Source organism: Amycolatopsis nigrescens CSC17Ta-90 (genome assembly GCF_000384315.1).
Lineage (GTDB): Bacteria > Actinomycetota > Actinomycetes > Mycobacteriales > Pseudonocardiaceae > Amycolatopsis > Amycolatopsis nigrescens.
Map to the genome: position 1 here is coordinate 6,735,836 of NZ_ARVW01000001.1, position 16,080 is coordinate 6,751,915.

Genomic DNA, 16,080 nt, shown 5'->3' on the forward strand with positions numbered 1-16,080 from the left:
GAGTGACGAAAAAAGCTGACATCCCGCTCAAGTGCTCGTTCTGCGGGAAGGACCAGGACCGGGTGCGCAAGCTGATCGCGGGCCCGTTCGGGGTCTACATCTGCGACGAGTGCGTCGGGCTGTGCAACGAGCTGGTCGACGAAGACCTGCGCAGCGGCGTCCACAGTAGACACTGGGAGTCGCCGAAGCCGCGGGAGATCCACGAGTTCCTGGAGCGCTACGTGGTCGGCCAGGATGACGCCAAGACGGCGCTGTCCGTAGCGGTCTACAACCACTACAAGCGGGTGCGGCCCGCTGCCGTCGCGAGCGGGCGGCACACCGCGCACGAGGAGCCGGTCGAGCTCGGCAAGTCCAACATCCTGCTGATCGGCCCGACCGGCTGCGGCAAGACCCACCTCGCCAGGACCCTGGCCAGGATGCTCGACGTGCCGTTCGCGATCGCCGACGCCACCGCGCTCACCGAGGCCGGCTACGTCGGTGAGGACGTGGAGAACATCCTGCTGAAGCTGATCCAGGCCGCCGACTACGACCTCGCGAAAGCCGAGACGGGCATCATCTACCTCGACGAGATCGACAAGATCGCGCGCACGTCGGAGAACCCGTCCATCACCAGGGACGTCTCCGGCGAAGGGGTGCAGCAGGCGCTGCTGAAGATACTGGAGGGCACCGTCGCGAACGTGCCGCCGCAGGGCGGCCGCAAGCATCCGCACCAGGAGTTCCTCCGGCTCGACACCGGCAACGTGCTGTTCATCCTCGGTGGCGCCTTCGACGGACTGGAGCGGATCGTCGAGCGGCGGTCGGGGCACCGCGGCATCGGCTTCGGCGCCACTATCCGCGTCAACCGGCGGCAAGAGCACGTGCGGCCCGAGGACCTGATCGAGTTCGGGCTGATCCCGGAGCTGGTCGGCAGGCTGCCGGTGGTGGCGGCCGTCCGGCCGCTGGAGAAGGCCGCGTTGACGCGGATTCTCACCGAGCCGCGCGACGCGTTGCTGAAGCAGTACCGGAAGCTCTTCGAGTACGACGGCGTCGAACTGGAGTTCACCGAAGACGCCGTCGGCGCGATCGCCGAGCAGGCCCTGCTCCGCGGTACCGGCGCCAGGGCGCTCCGGGCGATCCTGGAGGAGGTCCTGCTCAACGTGATGTACGAGGTACCTGGTCGGGACGACGTGGCCAAGGTCGTGGTCGATCGCGCCACCGTGCTCGACAACGTCAACCCGACCCTGGTGCCACGGGACCGGCCCGGCTGTGCGCCAACGGAAAAGTCCGCCTGAGGGTGCCAGGCACAGCCAGGTTGCGGCAGGCTGGGTTTGCGCACCGAAAGCACGGCAAGCACCGAAAGCACCGAAACGAGGGGGCGGCATGACCAGGTTCGGCACCGGTGGCAGGGGCAGGCTGACCTGCTTGATGGCCACGATGGCCACGATGGCACTGGCGGTCGCCGTCGCCGTCCCCCTTACTCCGGCCGCGGCGGCACAGCGGACAGGTGGCGTGCGGGCGCAGCTGCCGGCGCCGACCGGGCCGCACCAGGTCGGCACAACGCGGCTGCACCTGGTTGACCATTCCCGCCCCGATCCGTGGGTGCCGGCGGAACCGGCCAGGGAGTTGATGGCCACCGTCTGGTATCCGACGCGGGACGCGGACCGCTATCCGGTGGCGCCGCAAATGCCGCCGGCCGCCGCCGCGCATTTCGAAACCGTGATGGCGGAAGGCACCTTCGCCATTCCGGCGCGGATCCCGCCCGGCACCGTGGACTGGGCGGGCACCAGGACGAACAGCCACCTTGGCGCGCCGCCCGACTTCCGGGGCGGCCCGTATCCGGTTCTGCTCTATTCGCCGGGGCACTACATGTCCCGCGTCTTCGGCACCGCGCTCGCCGAGGAGTTCGCCAGCCAGGGCTACGTGGTGGTGGCCGTGGACCACACCTACGACCCGACCGAGGTCGAGTTCCCCGGCGGCCGGGTGGAGGTGAACCGCCAGCCGGACCCCGGCTCGTTCGAGACCTTCAAGCGCGAGCTCGGCATCCGCGCGGTGGACATCCCCTTCGTGCTCGACGAGTTGGCGCGGCACAACTTCGGCGGTGTGCTGGACCTCGGCCGGGTCGGCATGTTCGGCCATTCGCTCGGCGGCGCCACCACCGCGCAGAGCATGCACGACGACCCGAGGATCCTGGCCGGAGTCGACCTCGACGGCGCGGTCGGCACCAAGGAGGACCCGTGGGGCACGGTCACCACCGAGGGGCTCGACCGGCCGCTGCTGCTGTTCACCCACGACGGCGCGGACCACACCGACCCGCTGATTTCGGAGCTGTGGCGGAACCTGCGCGGGTGGCGGCTCAACCTCCAGCTGGCCAGCTCGGCGCACAACAGCTTCAACGATCTTTCGTCGATGGTGCCGGATCTGCTGGCCGGCGGGGCGCTCACCGGGGCGCAGGCGACCGAGCTGGTCGGCACCGCGGATCCCGGCGATCTCGCCGGGGACGTGGCCGCGCTGCGGGCCTACACCCGCTCGTTCTTCGACCTGCACCTGCGCGGCCGCGACGACAAGCTGCTCGCAGGGCCGTCCCCGGCCCATCCGGGAGTCCGGTTCGTGCGCTAGCGCCCCGACCGAGACTGTCCAGATAGGAGTAAGGCCGGGGTGGAACACACCTCGTGCGCTGCGGCCAGTGAGTTGGCCGTTGGCGTGACCGAGTTGGCCGCTCCGGTCGGCGAGTTTGCCGTTGGCGGTGCGGCCGGATCGCTAGAAGGGTGGTGGCCCGTTGGTGATCTTCGGTGGTGGTGGGTCGAGCAGTGGTTCGGGTCTGGTGGTGTAGCTGCGGCCGGTGGGGGTGGTGACCGTTAAATCGGCCGTTTCGGGGTCGAACTCGAAGGTCCACCCGGGTTCGTCTTTCAGGCGGTGGTGGTGGCGGCAGAGGCAGCACAGGTTGTGTTCGCAGGTGTCCCCGTTTTGCGACCATGCGGTGCAGTGGTCGGTGTCGCAGCGTTGCGCAGGCCGATTACAACCTGGTGCGCGGCAGGTGCGGTCACGCACTCGGACCAGTTCGGCGAGATCTGCTGGCGGTCGGTAGCGGGTGCGGCCGAGATCCCGGACAGTGCCCGATACCGGATCGGTCAACACCTTCCGCCACACCGAGTTGGGTTGGTTCATGAGCTGACGCCCGATCTCACCGGGGATCGGGCCATGACCGACCAGCTCGCAGCCGTCGTCGCGGATGCCTAACGCGGTGTCGAGGGGGACGTAGATGAACACCTGAGCGGCCAAGCCTTCCCAGCCCTTGCCGAGCAGCAACTCCGCCAGCACATCGGCTCGAAGTTGGTCCAGCGTGCGGGTTTCATCGCCGACTCGGAGTTTGCGGGCCAGCATGTCGATGCGGGCATACACGGCGGTCGCGATTTCGACCGGAAGGTAGGCCCAGAGTGAGGCCATCGCGTCGGGCTCGTGGTGCAACTCGACCCGCCGCTGCTTACGGCGGGCCTCCGCGCGGGCGCGTTGCCCCTCGGGATCGAGACTCGCCACCACGCGCGTTACCGTTTTCCGCCAGTTGCTCGGATTCTTTTCACCGATCCGCGCCGACAGAATCTCATCCGCCTGACGGGCTAAATCGTCCGACAACACCGCAACCCCATCAAAGGCTTGACGGGCCTTCTCGATATCCAACTCGCCCTCAGTCATCGCCGCCAAGAGGCACGGCATCCGGGACACCAGCGCTTTCGCCAAGGCTACCCGGGTTGCGGTCGTTTCACGGGACAACCGCAGTTCCGGCGCCAACTCATCCGCCACCCACCGCGCACCACCACGAGCCCGGCTGACCTGCGCGATCGCCTGGGCCTGCACCGCCTGTATGCGACAGATCGCCCGCCGAGCCGAGATCACCACACCCACCGCCTGCGACACATCGAGCTGCTCAATCGACGCCGCATTCATCGACGACAACCAATCTGGCGGTAACATACTGAAATCAACATACAACATGCGAACCCCCGTAGTTTCGAATGTACCTCCATAATACCGCCGAACCCCGACAAAAACCGCCAGAGGCCAAACACGAAAGAGGGAAAAGCGCTAGCCCCGCGGAACTTCGGCGAGGTCGGTGAAGGCGGCCGACAGGGCCAGCGGCAGCTCGACGAAAGAGGCCAGCCCGGGATCGTGGTGCACCCGGTACACGCCGCCGAGCACGCCGGGCAGCTGCGCGACCTTCGGCAGCAGCCTCGGTGTGTCTACTGTGGACACGGTGACCCGCAGCCGGTGCCCCGGCCGGAACTGGGCGAAGGTGGCGGCGATCTCGATGTCGTACCGGACCGGCTCGCCGACCGGGACCGGTGCCTTGGACGCCCTGGTGTACGGGTGGTACGGCAGCAGGTAGTTGCCGTCCGGCGCGAACCAGCTGCGGGCCGGGTCGACCGCGCGCATCGAGCCCATCAGCGCGCCGGAGGTGATCGGGCTGGACAGTCCGTTGGGGGCCACGTCGGACACGGTGACCACGAGCTGGGTCTCCGGTCGGGTGGCGGTGACGTAGAGGGTCGCGCTGACCGGACCGGCGAGGGTGGTGGCCGCGCTGAACGGCTCGGTGGTGTAGGTGTGCGCGAACGGCGGCAGCTGCGCGGTGTTGTCGTTGGTGGCGCACGGTTCCGGCAGACCGAGCGCGCCGAGCATTGCGATCAGCCCGCCGGCGGTGGCCTGGTCCAGCCCGCCGTTGCAGGGACTCGCCACCGGGGTATGCAGCAGGACGTCGTCCCGTTCCGGCTCCGAGGGCAGGGCGGTGGCCAGTTTCGCGTCCTCCCGGAGGTAGTGCGCGGTGGGAACCGTCTGGGGCAGCGGGAAGTGCGAGGCGTCCAGCCAGCGGCCAGAGCCCAGCTCGTAGAGGTGCAGCGGGGTGTCGGTGTCGGTGACGCCGGTGTCCCTGCCCTTGAGCCACTGGTCGAACCAGCGGAGCTGGATCCGGTTCAGGTCGATGCCGTTGCCCGCGGTCACGTGCTGCCACGGCCCGGTCAGCAGCTGGTACTCCGGCCTGGCGGGCTGGTCCGGCCGCATCGGCCCGCCGGGCGCCGCGCCGGCCGCCACCGTCTGCAGATCGGTGAAGTTGAGCGGTTCCCCGCGCTGGAAGGTGTCCTGCCAGCCGCCGACGAGATAGGCGGGCACCCCGGCCTGCACCACCGCCGGCAGCACCGACCGCGGGCTGCGCGACTGCCAGTACGCCTCGTCGTAGCCGCGGTCGCCGTCCGTCAGCACGTCGACCGCCAGGCCGCCGTGCATGTTGAGCAGGCCGGCCACCCGTTGCGCGAGCACCTTGGCGAGGTCGGGATGCAGCGCGGTGAGCAGGTTGGCGACCTCCATCAGGCCGGTGAGGCCGAGGTAGAGCGCACCGGCCGACAGGCCGAGCGCGCCACCGGGGAAGGCCATGTCGCGATAGGGGCTGTTGCTCGCCATCACCGGGAACAGCGCCTTCAGCGGCGAATCCGGCCCGAGCTCGGCGGCGGTGAAGAACTGGTTGATGCCCATGTAGGAGGCGCCGAGCAGCCCCACCGAACCGCTGGACTCCGGCAGGCCGGCGGCCCAGCGCACCAGTGCCGCGCCGTCCGCCCGCTCCTGCGGGCCGAGGAAGTCCCACACGCCCTGCGACGTGCCGGTGCCTCGGACGTCGGCGACCACGAACAGGTAGCCGCGCTTGACCAGATAGTCGTTGCCGCCGCCGAGCAGGGCGAAATCGTCGTCCGCCCCGCCGCCGTCGGTTTCGGTCAGGCCGGGCGCGATGTTCATCAGCGCGCCGTACGGGGTCTGGGTCAGCACCACAGGGAACGGGCCGGTCGCGGGCTCGCCGGTCGCGGGGTCGGTGGGGTAGTGCACGTCCGCCCGCAGCACCGTGCCGTCGGCCATGGTCACCGGGACTTCCTCGCGCACGCCCGCGCCGTACCGCTCGGGGTCGGGTTGCCAGTCACCCGATGCGGTGGCGGGCGCCGTCGTGACTAGCACGGCGATGATGGCAAGCAGGGCCAGCACCTGTTCGGCGCGTACAAGTTTCACGTCCAGGAGTTAAAGAGAGTTGCTATACGCTTGGCAAGAAAGTGCACCCAAAAGCGCTAGCGGCCGTCGGTCAGCCTGGCCAGTGCGGCCGTGCGCAGCTCGCCGTAAGCCGCGCTCAGGTCCACCCCGGCCGGCTCGAGCAGTTGCTGGTGCACGATGCCGCGCAGGGCGCCGAGGAACCAGATCGCGAACCCCTCGGCCCGGACGTCCTTGCGCACCGAACCGGCCGCCGGCGAGCCGGTCAGGAACTCGGTGATCTGGCCGCGCAGTCGCTGGTCCAGCTCGGTGAAGGCGGCCCGCAGCCCGGGGGACGAGCTCAACGACTCGAACAGCAGCGCGTAGTAGAGGGCGAACAGGGACGGCGTGTCCCGCAGGGTGTGGTGGTGCGCGTCCAGGATCGCGTCCATCGCCGCCGGCACGTCACCCGCGCGCTCGAGCAGCGGGGACAGCGTGAACCGTTCCCAGTTGTCCACGAGTTCCGCCACGATCTCGCCGATCAGCGCGTCCTTGGAGCCGAAGTGGAAGTTCACCGCGCCGCGGCTCAGGCCGGCCCTTGCCCCGATCTCGGCCACCGAGGTGGCCTGCACCCCGCGCTCGGTGAACAGCTCGCTCGCGGCGTCCATCAGGTGCCGTCGGCTGCTGGCGGAGCGTTCTGCCTGGGTGGGCACTGCTGGTTCCCTTCGTTCGCCGGCTGCCGGTCAGCGTAGACAGTCGCGTACCGAGAAGCACCTTGCTGAACGTTTGACAAGTTTATTCTGCGGCGGCACGCTGAGGCGCATGGACGGCACGAGGGACGTGACGGTGCTCGTGGTCCAGTTCGCGCCAAGGATCCAGCCGGAGGTCGCCGAGTTGCACCTGTTCCAGCGCACCGCGCAGCGGTTGCTCCGGGGCGACTGGTCCAGTATGGACGTTCGCGCCGAGGACTACGCCGGGCGACCGGAGAAGGCGGGTACGGCGTGAACGGGTTCGCCACCGCGCGGGTCGCGGCCGGGGTGCTGGCGTCGACGGGAATGCTGCGCCCGGTCGGCCCGGTCCGGCTGCTGCGGATGGCCGCCGCGTTCCGGCGGCACGGGGTGAACCTGCCGGCCGCGGTGGCGGCGGGCGCCGCGCGCTGGCCGGACCGGCCGGCGCTGATCGACGACGACGGCCCGGTCACCTTCCCCGAGCTGTACCGGCGGGTTGGCGATCTCGCCGCCGATCTCGCCGACCGGTACGGCCTGCGCGCTGGACGGCGGCTCGGCGTGCTCTGCCGCAACCACCGCGGTTTCGTCGAGGCGGCGCTGGCGGGCAGCTGGCTCGGCGCCGAACTGGTTTTCCTCAACACCGACTTCTCCCGGCCGCAGCTGGCGGAGGTGTTGAAGCGGGAGGACGTGCACGTACTGATGCACGACGACGAGTTCAGCGCGCTGGCCGGTGACCTGCCGGTGACGCTGGTGTCCGCGGAGTGCGACCGGCGTCCGGGCGGCTCGCGGCGCCCGCCGCCGCCCTATCGCGGTCACGGCCGGATCGTCATCCTCACCTCCGGCACCACCGGCACGCCGAAGGGAGCGGCGCGGGACACCGACCCGGCGCGGTTCGCGTTGCCGCTGACCACGATGCTCACCCAGCTGCGCCTGCGCTCCGGTGAGCCGATGCTGGTGCTGCCGCCGCTGTTCCACGGTTTCGGCCTCGCCTACCTCGCCATCGCGCTGGTGTTGGGCAGCCCGCTGGTGCTGTGCCGCCGGTTCGAGCCCGAACGCGCGCTCGAACTGGCCGAGCGGCACCGGGTGCGGTCGATGTTCGCGGTGCCGGTCATGCTGCAACGGATCCTCCGGCTGCCGCCGCACCTGCGCGACGGCCGCCGCACCGGTCTGCTGCGCGCGGTCGGCTCGGCGGCGGCGCCGCTGAGCCCCGATCTCGCCGCCGAGTTCCAGGACGTCTTCGGTGACGTGCTGTTCAACCTGTACGGCTCCACCGAAACGAGCTGGTCCACCATCGCCACCCCGGCGGACCTGCGGGCCGCGCCGGGCACCGTCGGCAGGCCGGCGCGGGGGATCGAGGTGCGGGTGCTCGACGAGCACGGCCGGGAGCTGCCCGCCGGCCGGATCGGCACCGTGTTCGTGGGCAGCCGGATGGCGTTCCACGGCTACACCGGCGGCGGTGGCAAGGAGGTCGTGCGCGGGCTGCTGAACACCGGGGACGTCGGCCATTTCGACCAGGCCGGCCGGCTGTTCATCGACGGCAGGGCGGACGACATGATCGTCTCGGGCGGGGAGAACGTGTACCCGCAGGAGGTGGAGGACCTGCTCGCCGGCCATCCCGGGCTGCTCGACGTGGTGGTCCGCGGGGTCGAGGACGAGGAGTTCGGCCAGCGGCTGGCCGCGCGTGCGGTGCGGGTGCCCGGCGGCACGGTCACCGAAGACGAGCTGAAGGCCTACGTGAAGGCCAACCTGGCTCGGTACAAGGTGCCGAGGGAGATCGAGTTCGTCGACGAGCTGCCGCGGACCGCGAGCGGCAAGCTCCGGCGCTGAGAAACGCGGAAGGAGAATTGTCATCGGGACGCCAGGTTCCGGTGCGCGACACTCATTCCGGTGCGCCATTCGTCCGATTATCGGACAAAAAGCCTTGTCAGGTAAGGGAAATAGTGGAACTGTTCGCCGTTTCGATCGGTTCGGTGAATCGTTGACCTGTTCGTGTCGCCCGGCTTAACCTGTGCGGCGGCTCGCGGTTTTCAATACCGGCGAAGCAGGGAGGTCTTCGGTGACGCAGGCACCGGTGCAGGGCGGCGCCCGCACGCCGTGGGCGGAGCTCACCACCGAGCTGGCCACCGTGCTGCGCCCGGAGCTGGACGGGATCGCGGCGGAGATGGTCGAGGCGATCCGGCGCGAGGTGCGCGGCTACGCGCGCCCGCTGGACTCGAAGTTCGGCCGCGACCTGGTGTCGGCCGTGCGCCGGGCGGTGCACCAGTTCGTCGAGCTGGTCGAGCAGCCGGACGTGACCAGGGAGCACGACGCCGCCTTCTTCCGCAGGCTGGGCAAGGCCGAGTACCTGACCGGCCGCGGCATGGAGGGCCTGCAGTCCGCCTACCGGATCGGGGCCAGGGTGGCCTGCCGCCGGTACACCGAGGTGGCGCGGGCGGCCGCGCTGCCGGCGGAGACCGTGCTGCGGGTCGGCGAGGCGGTGCTCGCCCAGATCGACGTGCTGGCCGGTGAGTCGGCGACCGGTTTCGCCGACGCCCGCGGGCGTGCCGCCGGTGACCTGCGGCGCCGGCGCCGGGTGCTGGCCGAGCACCTGCTGGAACGGGGCGCGGTCACCGCAGCGGACCTCGAGCAGCTGGCGTTCCAGGCGGCCTGGCCGTTGCCGGAAACGATCGCCTGCCTGGCCACCGGTACCCGGCGAGAGGGCGAGGTCTCGCTGCCGCGCGACCTCGCCGAGGTGGTGTTGGAGCTGCCGCGCGGGCACGGTCTCTGCCTGCTGGTCCCCGATCCCGGCATCGGCGGCAGGCTGGACCGGCTGCGCTCGCTGCTGCGGGGCCGGTCCGCGGCGATCGGGCCGGTGGTGCCCACGCGTGACGCGTGGCTGTCGGGCTACTGCGCGCAGCTCGCCCTGCGGCTGGTCCGCCGGAACGTGCTGCCCGTCGGCGAGCCGGTCGAGGTGAGCGGGCACCTCGGCGAGCTGTTCCTGCTGCACGGCGAGCAACTCGGCCGCCTGCTGGAAGAGCAGGAGTTCGGCGTGCTGAACCGGCTCCCGCACGGCAAGGCGAGCAGGTTGGAAGACACCCTCCGCGCGCTGCTGACCTCGTGGGGACGGACCGCGCCCGAGGTGGCCAGGGTGCTCGGCATCCATCCGCAGACCGCGCGCAACCGCTTGCGCCAGCTGGAGAACCTGTTCGGCGACCGGCTCACCGATCCGGACTTCCGGTTCGCCGCGGAGACCGTGCTGCGGATCAGGTCGCTGCTGCGCTCTGCCGGCACGATCCCGCCCGTCCACCCAGTTCACCCGACAGCCGGAGGTCCACCGTGAGCCCGCTCCTGCCGAAGATCGTCGCCACCTGCGCCGCGGTGCTGTGCGTCGCGGCGCTGCCCGTACCGGCCGCGGCGGCGCCCGCCCCCGCGAGCTACGTCGCACTGGGGGACTCCTACTCATCGGGACCGGGAATCCCGGAGCAGCGGCCGGACTCCGGGCCGTGCGCGCGGTCCACCCGCAACTACCCCTCGCTGGTCGCCGGGGCGCTCGCACCGGCCGAGTTCCGCGATGTCAGCTGCAGCGGGGCGGTCACCGGCAACATGACCGGGCCGCAGGGCACCGCACCGCCCCAGTTCGATGCGCTCGGTGCGGACACCGAGTTGGTGACGCTGGGCATCGGCGGCAACGACGCCGGTTTCGCGTCGATCGTGTTCACCTGCGCGGGGCTCGGCTCGCAGGACCCGGCGGGCAAGCCGTGCACCGACCACTACACCAAGGACGGCGTGGACCAGATCGAGGCCACCTTCGCCGAGGTCGCGCCGAAGGTGGCGGCGACGCTGCAGGGCATCCACGAACGCGCGCCCAAGGCGACCGTCGTGCTGGTGGGGTACCAGACGATCCTGCCCGACGCCAAGGCGGACTGCGCGCCGGGCAACCGGAACGCGACCATGGTGGCCGAGGGCGATCTGCCCTATCTCACCGCGAAGGAGCGGTCGTTCGCCGCGATGCTGTCCGCGCAGGCAGCCGCGAACGGGGCGCTGTTCGTGGACAGCCGGGCCGCCAGCGTCGGGCACGATGCCTGCCGTGCGCCCGGCACCCGCTGGATCGAAGGAATTTACGACGCCGTTGACGCCGCGCCGGTGCACCCGAACGCGCTCGGCATGGAGAACGTGTCCCGGCTGGTGCTCGACGCGCTGAGCGGCTGATACGGAGTTCGGCGCCGGGGTGCTGGACCGGTTCGGCCGGGTGGACTACCTGGTGCACAACGCGGGCAAATCGCTGCGCCGCTCGATCCACCTGTCCTACCGCCGCCGCAAGGACCTGGACGCGACCGCCGGGGCGAACTACCTCGGGCCGGTCCGCATGCCTCACTGGCGCGCGTCTCCGCCGGGCAGCCATCGGAAGAACGGCAGTCACGAAGATGACTCCCGCCAGCGCGAGAGCTGGCATCGCTGTTACAAAAAACCCGCGGAGTTCGCCGTGCTCGCGGGAAAGACGCGTCCGGTGTGGGAATTCATGCGACGCTCGGCTCGCCCCGATTCCTTGTGACCGCAGGAGGACGACGTGTCGAAAGTGAGTTCCCCCGCCGGCAGGGTGAGTGCGCTGGCCGTGCTGGCCGTGGCCGCGCTGGTGACCGGCGCTGCTCCGGCCGCATCGGCGGTTCCGGTCGTGCCGGCCCAGCAGGAGAACCCGTACCAGCGGGGCCCCGATCCCACCCCGGAGAGCGTCGAGGCGCCACGCGGCTCTTTCGCGATCGAGAAGGCGACCATCGCGCGCGGCAGTGTGCAGGGCTTCGGCGGTGGCACCATCTACTACCCGACCGACACCGCCGAGGGCACCTTCGGCGCGGTGGCGATCTCGCCCGGTTTCACCGAAAGCCAGTCCGCGATCTCCTGGTACGGCGAGCGGCTCGCCACCCAGGGCTTCGTGGTGTTCACCATCGACACCAACGGCGGGCTCGACCAACCGGACTCGCGCGCCGACCAGCTGCTCGCGGCGCTGGACTTCCTGACCGGCTCCAGCGAGGTCAAGGACCGGATCGACGCGAGCAGGCTCGGTGTGCTCGGCCATTCGATGGGCGGCGGCGGTTCGCTCTCGGCGGCCAAGAAGCGGCCTGCCCTGCAGGCGGCCGTGCCGCTGGCGCCGTGGCACACCAACAGCAACTGGTCCGACGTCACCGTGCCCACGCTGATCGTCGGCGCGGAGAACGACGCCGTCGCGCCGGTGGGGATGCACGCCGAACCGTTCTACGCCGGACTGACCAAGGCGCCGGAAAAGGCGTACCTGGAGCTGAAGGGCGCCGACCATTTCGTCACCAACTCGCCGAACACGGTGATCGCCAAATCCACCCTTTCCTGGCTCAAGCGATTCATCGACGACGACACCAGGTACGACCAGTTTCTCTGCCCGCCGCCGAAACCGGACAACGACATCTCCGAATACCGCGACACCTGTCCCAACTAGGCCGCGGGTCACCCGCCCTCGGCGTGGGGGCGGGTGCCCAGCAGCCGGTGGGCCTCCAGCGCGATCTGCATCCGCAGCCGGTCGGACGGGTTGTTCAGCCGGTCGCCGAACAGCTCGACCAGCTGGTTCAGCCGGTAGCGCACGGTCTGCGGGTGGATCTTCAGCACCTCGGCGATCTCCGGGGTGCTGCCGTTGCATTCCAGCCAGGTTCGCAACGTCTCGCCGAGCCGTACCTGCTGTTTCGCGGTCAGCTCGCCCAACGGCCGCAGTACCTGCTCGCTGAGCTCGTGCAGCAGGAAGTCGTCGATCAGCAGCCAGAGCTCGAACAGGTACTCCGAGGTCCGCACGACCGGCCGGTCTTCGATGGTGCCCTGGCGGATCAGCTCCATGGTCCGCTGTGCCCAGTGCAGGGAGCTCGCCGCGTCGGTCAGCCGGACCCGCGGGCCGACCGCGGCACGCCAGCCTTTCAGCTCCACCTGGAGGGTCCGCAGGTCGCGTTCGGGATCGGCGGTCACCAGGCACGGCTGGGCACCCTCCAGGTCGAGCAGCACGTCCTCGTGCATCAGCGGGGAGGGCCCGGAAAGCTGTGCCTGCGCCGAATGCTCTTCGTCCCGTGGTTCGAGTGCGACCACGGTGACCCACTCCGGCACCCGCCAGCTCGCCGCCCTTGCCATGGACGCGATGGTCTGGGGCGAGGACGGGGGTGTGGCCAGGATCAGCTCCAGCAGGCGCCGTCGTCGCCGTTCCATGGTGCCGGCCGCGCGCGCCTGCGCGGCGGTGTAGCCCTCCACCGAGTAGGAGGAGATCTCGTCCACATAGGCGAAAATGGCCTCCGCGCTGACGCAGAGCAGTTGTGCGGACATGCGCATGGACTGGCCGAAGCCGGACACGTAGCGCCAGGCGGTGCGGCCGCCGACGCGGTAGGCGGCCTGCAGCGAGTTCAGGCTGCCGCCGGCGTGGAACACCCGCCTGCCGATCTCGTTGAACAGCTCCATCCAGCCGTGCTGCGTGGGGCCGAGCCCTTCGATGCTGTCGATGCAGCTGACCACGGCCTGCTCGATGGACAACGTGATGACCTTGCCGAACTTGCCTTCCAGCGGCTGCGCGTACTCGGGCACCGCGTGCTGGATCTCGTCCAGGATCCGCTTGGCGAGTTTGTCGGTGTGCGGCCGGAAACGGATTGCTACCTCGCTGGGCAGCGAAAACCAGAGGCTGCGCGCGTGGCTGGCGCCGGCCACGCCCGGCCCTGCCGCCGACTTCTGCGCTGGTACTCCGGCACGTTGTCGGGCCGGGCCTTCGGTCGATCGGGTCGCCATGTCCGTTGTGTCAGTCATAGTCACTGCCCTTTGCTCGCACGCGACGGCAACTTCCCCGTCGAGTCCGCGTCCTCGTCAGGTGCACCCACCGCGCTGTGACGCAGGCGCTCCGCTATGCACTCACGGTCCGCCGCCGCGGACAACCACCCGCGCAGGAAAACCGCTGAAACTGAGCCCGGTTTATGAAGTTCACCCCATGACCTGTGTGATTCTGACAAAAGACGGGGGAAGTTGGCCACTGACTGTGCGTGACGCACTCGAATGGACGAGTGAAGCTTCGCGCGGACGGAATTCGGGACGCTCACCAGCCGACGATTTCCGGGTCCGATCCTGTAAACGGCATCAGTATTTTCGGCGGCCGTCCGCTGCTACCGTGAATGTCCGCCCGGCACCAGTCCGCGGGCGTGTCCAGCGGCCGGAAACCCCAGCGGCCGCCGTCTTCGGAGGCCCCCGGTCTTGCCCGCATTCGCCGCACGTTGCTTCCGGCACGCCCCGCTGGTCGTGCTGCTTTGGCTGGTGCTGCTGACCGGCCTGCTGGTGGCCGCCGGATCGGCCGGTTCGTCCTACCGCGACGAGCTGGTGCTGCCTTCGGCGGACAGCACGGTGGCCGCGGAACTGGCCGCCAGGGTGACGCCCGGCGGTGACCAGGAACGCGTGCTGCTCGGGTCGGCGCGCGAACCGGTGGACGCCGCCGTGCTGCGCGACCGGGTGGAGCCGATGCTCGCCGAGCTGAGCAGGCTGCCCAGGGTGGTCTCGGTGGATTCGCCTTACACCACAGCGGGCCTGGTCTCGGCGGACCGGCGGGTCGCGGTGGCCGTGGTCCGGTTCGACGCCGGCACCGAGCGGCTCGGCCGGGACCTGGCGGACCGGCTGGTGACGACCGCGCGGTCCGCCGAGGGCGACGGGCTGACGGTGGGCGTGGCAGGGCCGCTCGCGGCCAGCGCGGCCGGTGCGCCCAGCCTCGGCAACGCCGCGCTGGGGCTGCTCGCCGCCGGGATCGTCCTGCTGGTCACCTTCGGCTCGCTGACCTGCGTGCTGCTGCCGATCATCACCGCCTCGGTGTCGGTCGGCGCGGCGCTGGCGGTGATCTCGCTGCTCGGCAAGGTGGTGACCGTGCCGGGGGTGAGCACCGAGATAGCGGCGCTGCTGGGGCTCGGCGTCGGCGTGGACTACGCGCTGTTCGTGCTCACCAGGTACCGGCAGGCGCTGGCGGACGGACGGCCGACGGCCGAGGCGCTCGCGGTCGCGGCGGCGACCTCCGGCCGCAGCGTGGTGTTCGCCGGGCTGACCGTTTGCGTGTCGCTGCTGGGCATGTTCACCGTCGGCATCGGGTTCCTGAACGGGATCGCGCTGAGCGCGGTGGTGGCCGTGCTGCTCACCATGCTCGCCTCGCTCAGCCTGCTGCCCGCGCTGCTCCGGTTCGCCGGGCACCGGGCCCGGCCGGCACCGGGCCGTGCCGCCGATGGCGCCGGGTGGGCCAGGCTCGCGCGCGCGGTCACCGCGCACCCGGTGCGGGCCACCGCGGGAGCGCTGGTGGTGGTCGGCGTGCTCGCCGCGCCGATGTTCGCCCTGCGGCTCGGCTTGCCGGACGCCGGTGCCGATCCACAGGGCAGCGCCACCAGGGTGGCCTTCGACTTGCAGGAGAAGGGTTTCGGTCCGGGCGCGAATGGTCCGCTGGTGGTGGCGGGCCGGCTGCACACCGAGGGCGACCGGGGTGCGGTGCTGCGGTTGCGGGAGGAGGTCTCGGCCCGTGCCGAGGCGGGCCCGCCGGTGTTCCTGCCGGATCCCGAAGGCGGCACGGTCGCCCTGCTGACGGTGATCCCGCGGGGCTCACCGCAGGACGAGTCCACCACCGAGCTGGTGCACTGGCTGCGGGACACCGCGATTCCCGCGGCGCGGGCCGATGGCGAACCCGCCATGCACGTCGGCGGGGTCACCGCCGCGCAGGCCGACTTCTCGGCGGCGATCGCGGACCGGCTGCCGTTGTTCCTGACGAGCGTGGTCGCGATCTCGGTGCTGCTGCTCGCCGCCTTGTTCCGCAGCGTGCTGATCCCGCTGACCGCCGCGCTGATGAACCTGCTCGCGGCCGCGGCGACCATCGGGGTGGTGGTCGCCGTGTTCGGCCTCGGCCTGTTCGGCGGCGCGGCCGGGCCGATCGAGCCGTACCTGCCGGTCTTCCTGTTCGCCGGGCTGTTCGGGCTTTCCCTTGACTACGAGGTCTTCCTGGTCACCAGGATCCAGGAGGAATGGCGCCGCCGCGGGGACACCAGGGCGGCGATCGTCGCCGGACTTGCCGGCACCGGCCGGACCATCACCGCCGCCGCGCTGATCATGGCGCTGGTGTTCGTGTCCTTCGTCTTCGCCGGCAGCAGGGTGGTCCGGGAGTCGGGGGTCGGGCTGACCGTGGCCGTCCTGCTGGACGCGGTGGTCATCCGCTGCGCGCTGGTGCCCGCGGTCATGGTGGTGCTCGGCAGGGCGAACTGGTGGCTGCCGGGCAGGAGGCCGATTCCCGCTCGAGGTGACGAGGCGGTGGTCAATCGTTGATGCCGGCGCGGAAATGTGCGGTACCCGTTGGGGGAGCTGAATGTCCGCGAACAAGTCTTCGTGTCGGGTTTAC

General features: G+C 70.4%; 13 protein-coding genes. 9 read left to right on the forward strand and 4 right to left on the reverse strand.

Going from position 1 to position 16,080, the window contains the following annotated elements:
* The first annotated feature begins 2 nt into the window (after positions 1–2).
* Both clpX and AMYNI_RS0132005 read left to right on the forward strand, forming a co-directional pair.
* Positions 3–1,271 carry an ATP-dependent Clp protease ATP-binding subunit ClpX gene (gene clpX / locus AMYNI_RS0132000; protein WP_020672182.1) on the forward strand — a complete coding sequence of 423 codons (1,269 nt, stop codon included), beginning with the start codon at positions 3–5 and terminating at the stop codon, positions 1,269–1,271.
* Between the two features lie 88 nt (positions 1,272–1,359).
* A complete protein-coding gene (locus AMYNI_RS0132005; protein ID WP_020672183.1) occupies positions 1,360–2,595 on the forward strand; it encodes an alpha/beta hydrolase family protein in 1,236 nt (411 codons plus the stop codon).
* 141 nt (positions 2,596–2,736) lie between these two features.
* Here AMYNI_RS0132005 and AMYNI_RS48475 read toward each other — a convergent pair whose 3' ends face one another.
* The 3 genes from AMYNI_RS48475 to AMYNI_RS0132020 form a co-directional block, all read right to left on the reverse strand.
* Positions 2,737–3,969, reverse strand: a complete 1,233-nt coding sequence (locus tag AMYNI_RS48475; protein WP_084628515.1) for an HNH endonuclease signature motif containing protein — start codon at positions 3,967–3,969, stop codon at positions 2,737–2,739.
* Between the two features lie 90 nt (positions 3,970–4,059).
* On the reverse strand, positions 4,060–6,018 hold the full coding sequence (locus tag AMYNI_RS45750) for a CocE/NonD family hydrolase (protein ID WP_157357528.1): 1,959 nt from the start codon (positions 6,016–6,018) through the stop codon (positions 4,060–4,062).
* 56 nt (positions 6,019–6,074) lie between these two features.
* Positions 6,075–6,686, reverse strand: a complete 612-nt coding sequence (locus AMYNI_RS0132020) for a TetR/AcrR family transcriptional regulator (RefSeq protein WP_020672186.1) — start codon at positions 6,684–6,686, stop codon at positions 6,075–6,077.
* A gap of 109 nt (positions 6,687–6,795) precedes the next feature.
* Here AMYNI_RS0132020 and AMYNI_RS0132025 point away from each other — a divergent pair, with 109 nt between their 5' ends.
* From AMYNI_RS0132025 to AMYNI_RS0132050, 6 genes are all read left to right on the forward strand, one after another.
* The gene (locus AMYNI_RS0132025) at positions 6,796–6,978 is read left to right on the forward strand and encodes a hypothetical protein (RefSeq protein ID WP_020672187.1); all 183 of its coding nucleotides are present in this window, start codon (positions 6,796–6,798) and stop codon (positions 6,976–6,978) included.
* A complete protein-coding gene (locus AMYNI_RS0132030) occupies positions 6,975–8,528 on the forward strand; it encodes an AMP-binding protein (RefSeq protein ID WP_020672188.1) in 1,554 nt (517 codons plus the stop codon). The genes AMYNI_RS0132025 and AMYNI_RS0132030 overlap by 4 nt, the downstream gene beginning before the upstream one ends.
* Before the next feature lie 229 nt (positions 8,529–8,757).
* The gene (locus tag AMYNI_RS45755) at positions 8,758–10,020 is read left to right on the forward strand and encodes a PucR-like N-terminal domain-containing protein (RefSeq protein ID WP_020672189.1); all 1,263 of its coding nucleotides are present in this window, start codon (positions 8,758–8,760) and stop codon (positions 10,018–10,020) included.
* Positions 10,017–10,889: an SGNH/GDSL hydrolase family protein gene (locus AMYNI_RS0132040; protein WP_020672190.1), complete on the forward strand. Its 873-nt coding sequence runs from the start codon at positions 10,017–10,019 to the stop codon at positions 10,887–10,889. The genes AMYNI_RS45755 and AMYNI_RS0132040 overlap by 4 nt, the downstream gene beginning before the upstream one ends.
* A gap of 19 nt (positions 10,890–10,908) precedes the next feature.
* Positions 10,909–11,232 carry a hypothetical protein gene (locus AMYNI_RS0132045; RefSeq protein ID WP_020672191.1) on the forward strand — a complete coding sequence of 108 codons (324 nt, stop codon included), beginning with the start codon at positions 10,909–10,911 and terminating at the stop codon, positions 11,230–11,232.
* A 15-nt stretch (positions 11,233–11,247) separates the two neighbouring features.
* On the forward strand, positions 11,248–12,147 hold the full coding sequence (locus AMYNI_RS0132050; protein WP_020672192.1) for an alpha/beta hydrolase family protein: 900 nt from the start codon (positions 11,248–11,250) through the stop codon (positions 12,145–12,147).
* An 8-nt stretch (positions 12,148–12,155) separates the two neighbouring features.
* Here the strand turns inward: AMYNI_RS0132050 and AMYNI_RS0132055 are convergent, their stop codons facing one another.
* Positions 12,156–13,385 carry a PucR-like N-terminal domain-containing protein gene (locus AMYNI_RS0132055; RefSeq protein ID WP_020672193.1) on the reverse strand — a complete coding sequence of 410 codons (1,230 nt, stop codon included), beginning with the start codon at positions 13,383–13,385 and terminating at the stop codon, positions 12,156–12,158.
* A gap of 534 nt (positions 13,386–13,919) precedes the next feature.
* On the opposite strand from AMYNI_RS0132055, the gene AMYNI_RS0132060 reads away from it, so the two are divergent.
* Positions 13,920–16,007 carry an MMPL family transporter gene (locus AMYNI_RS0132060; protein WP_020672194.1) on the forward strand — a complete coding sequence of 696 codons (2,088 nt, stop codon included), beginning with the start codon at positions 13,920–13,922 and terminating at the stop codon, positions 16,005–16,007.
* Positions 16,008–16,080: the final 73 nt, after the last annotated feature.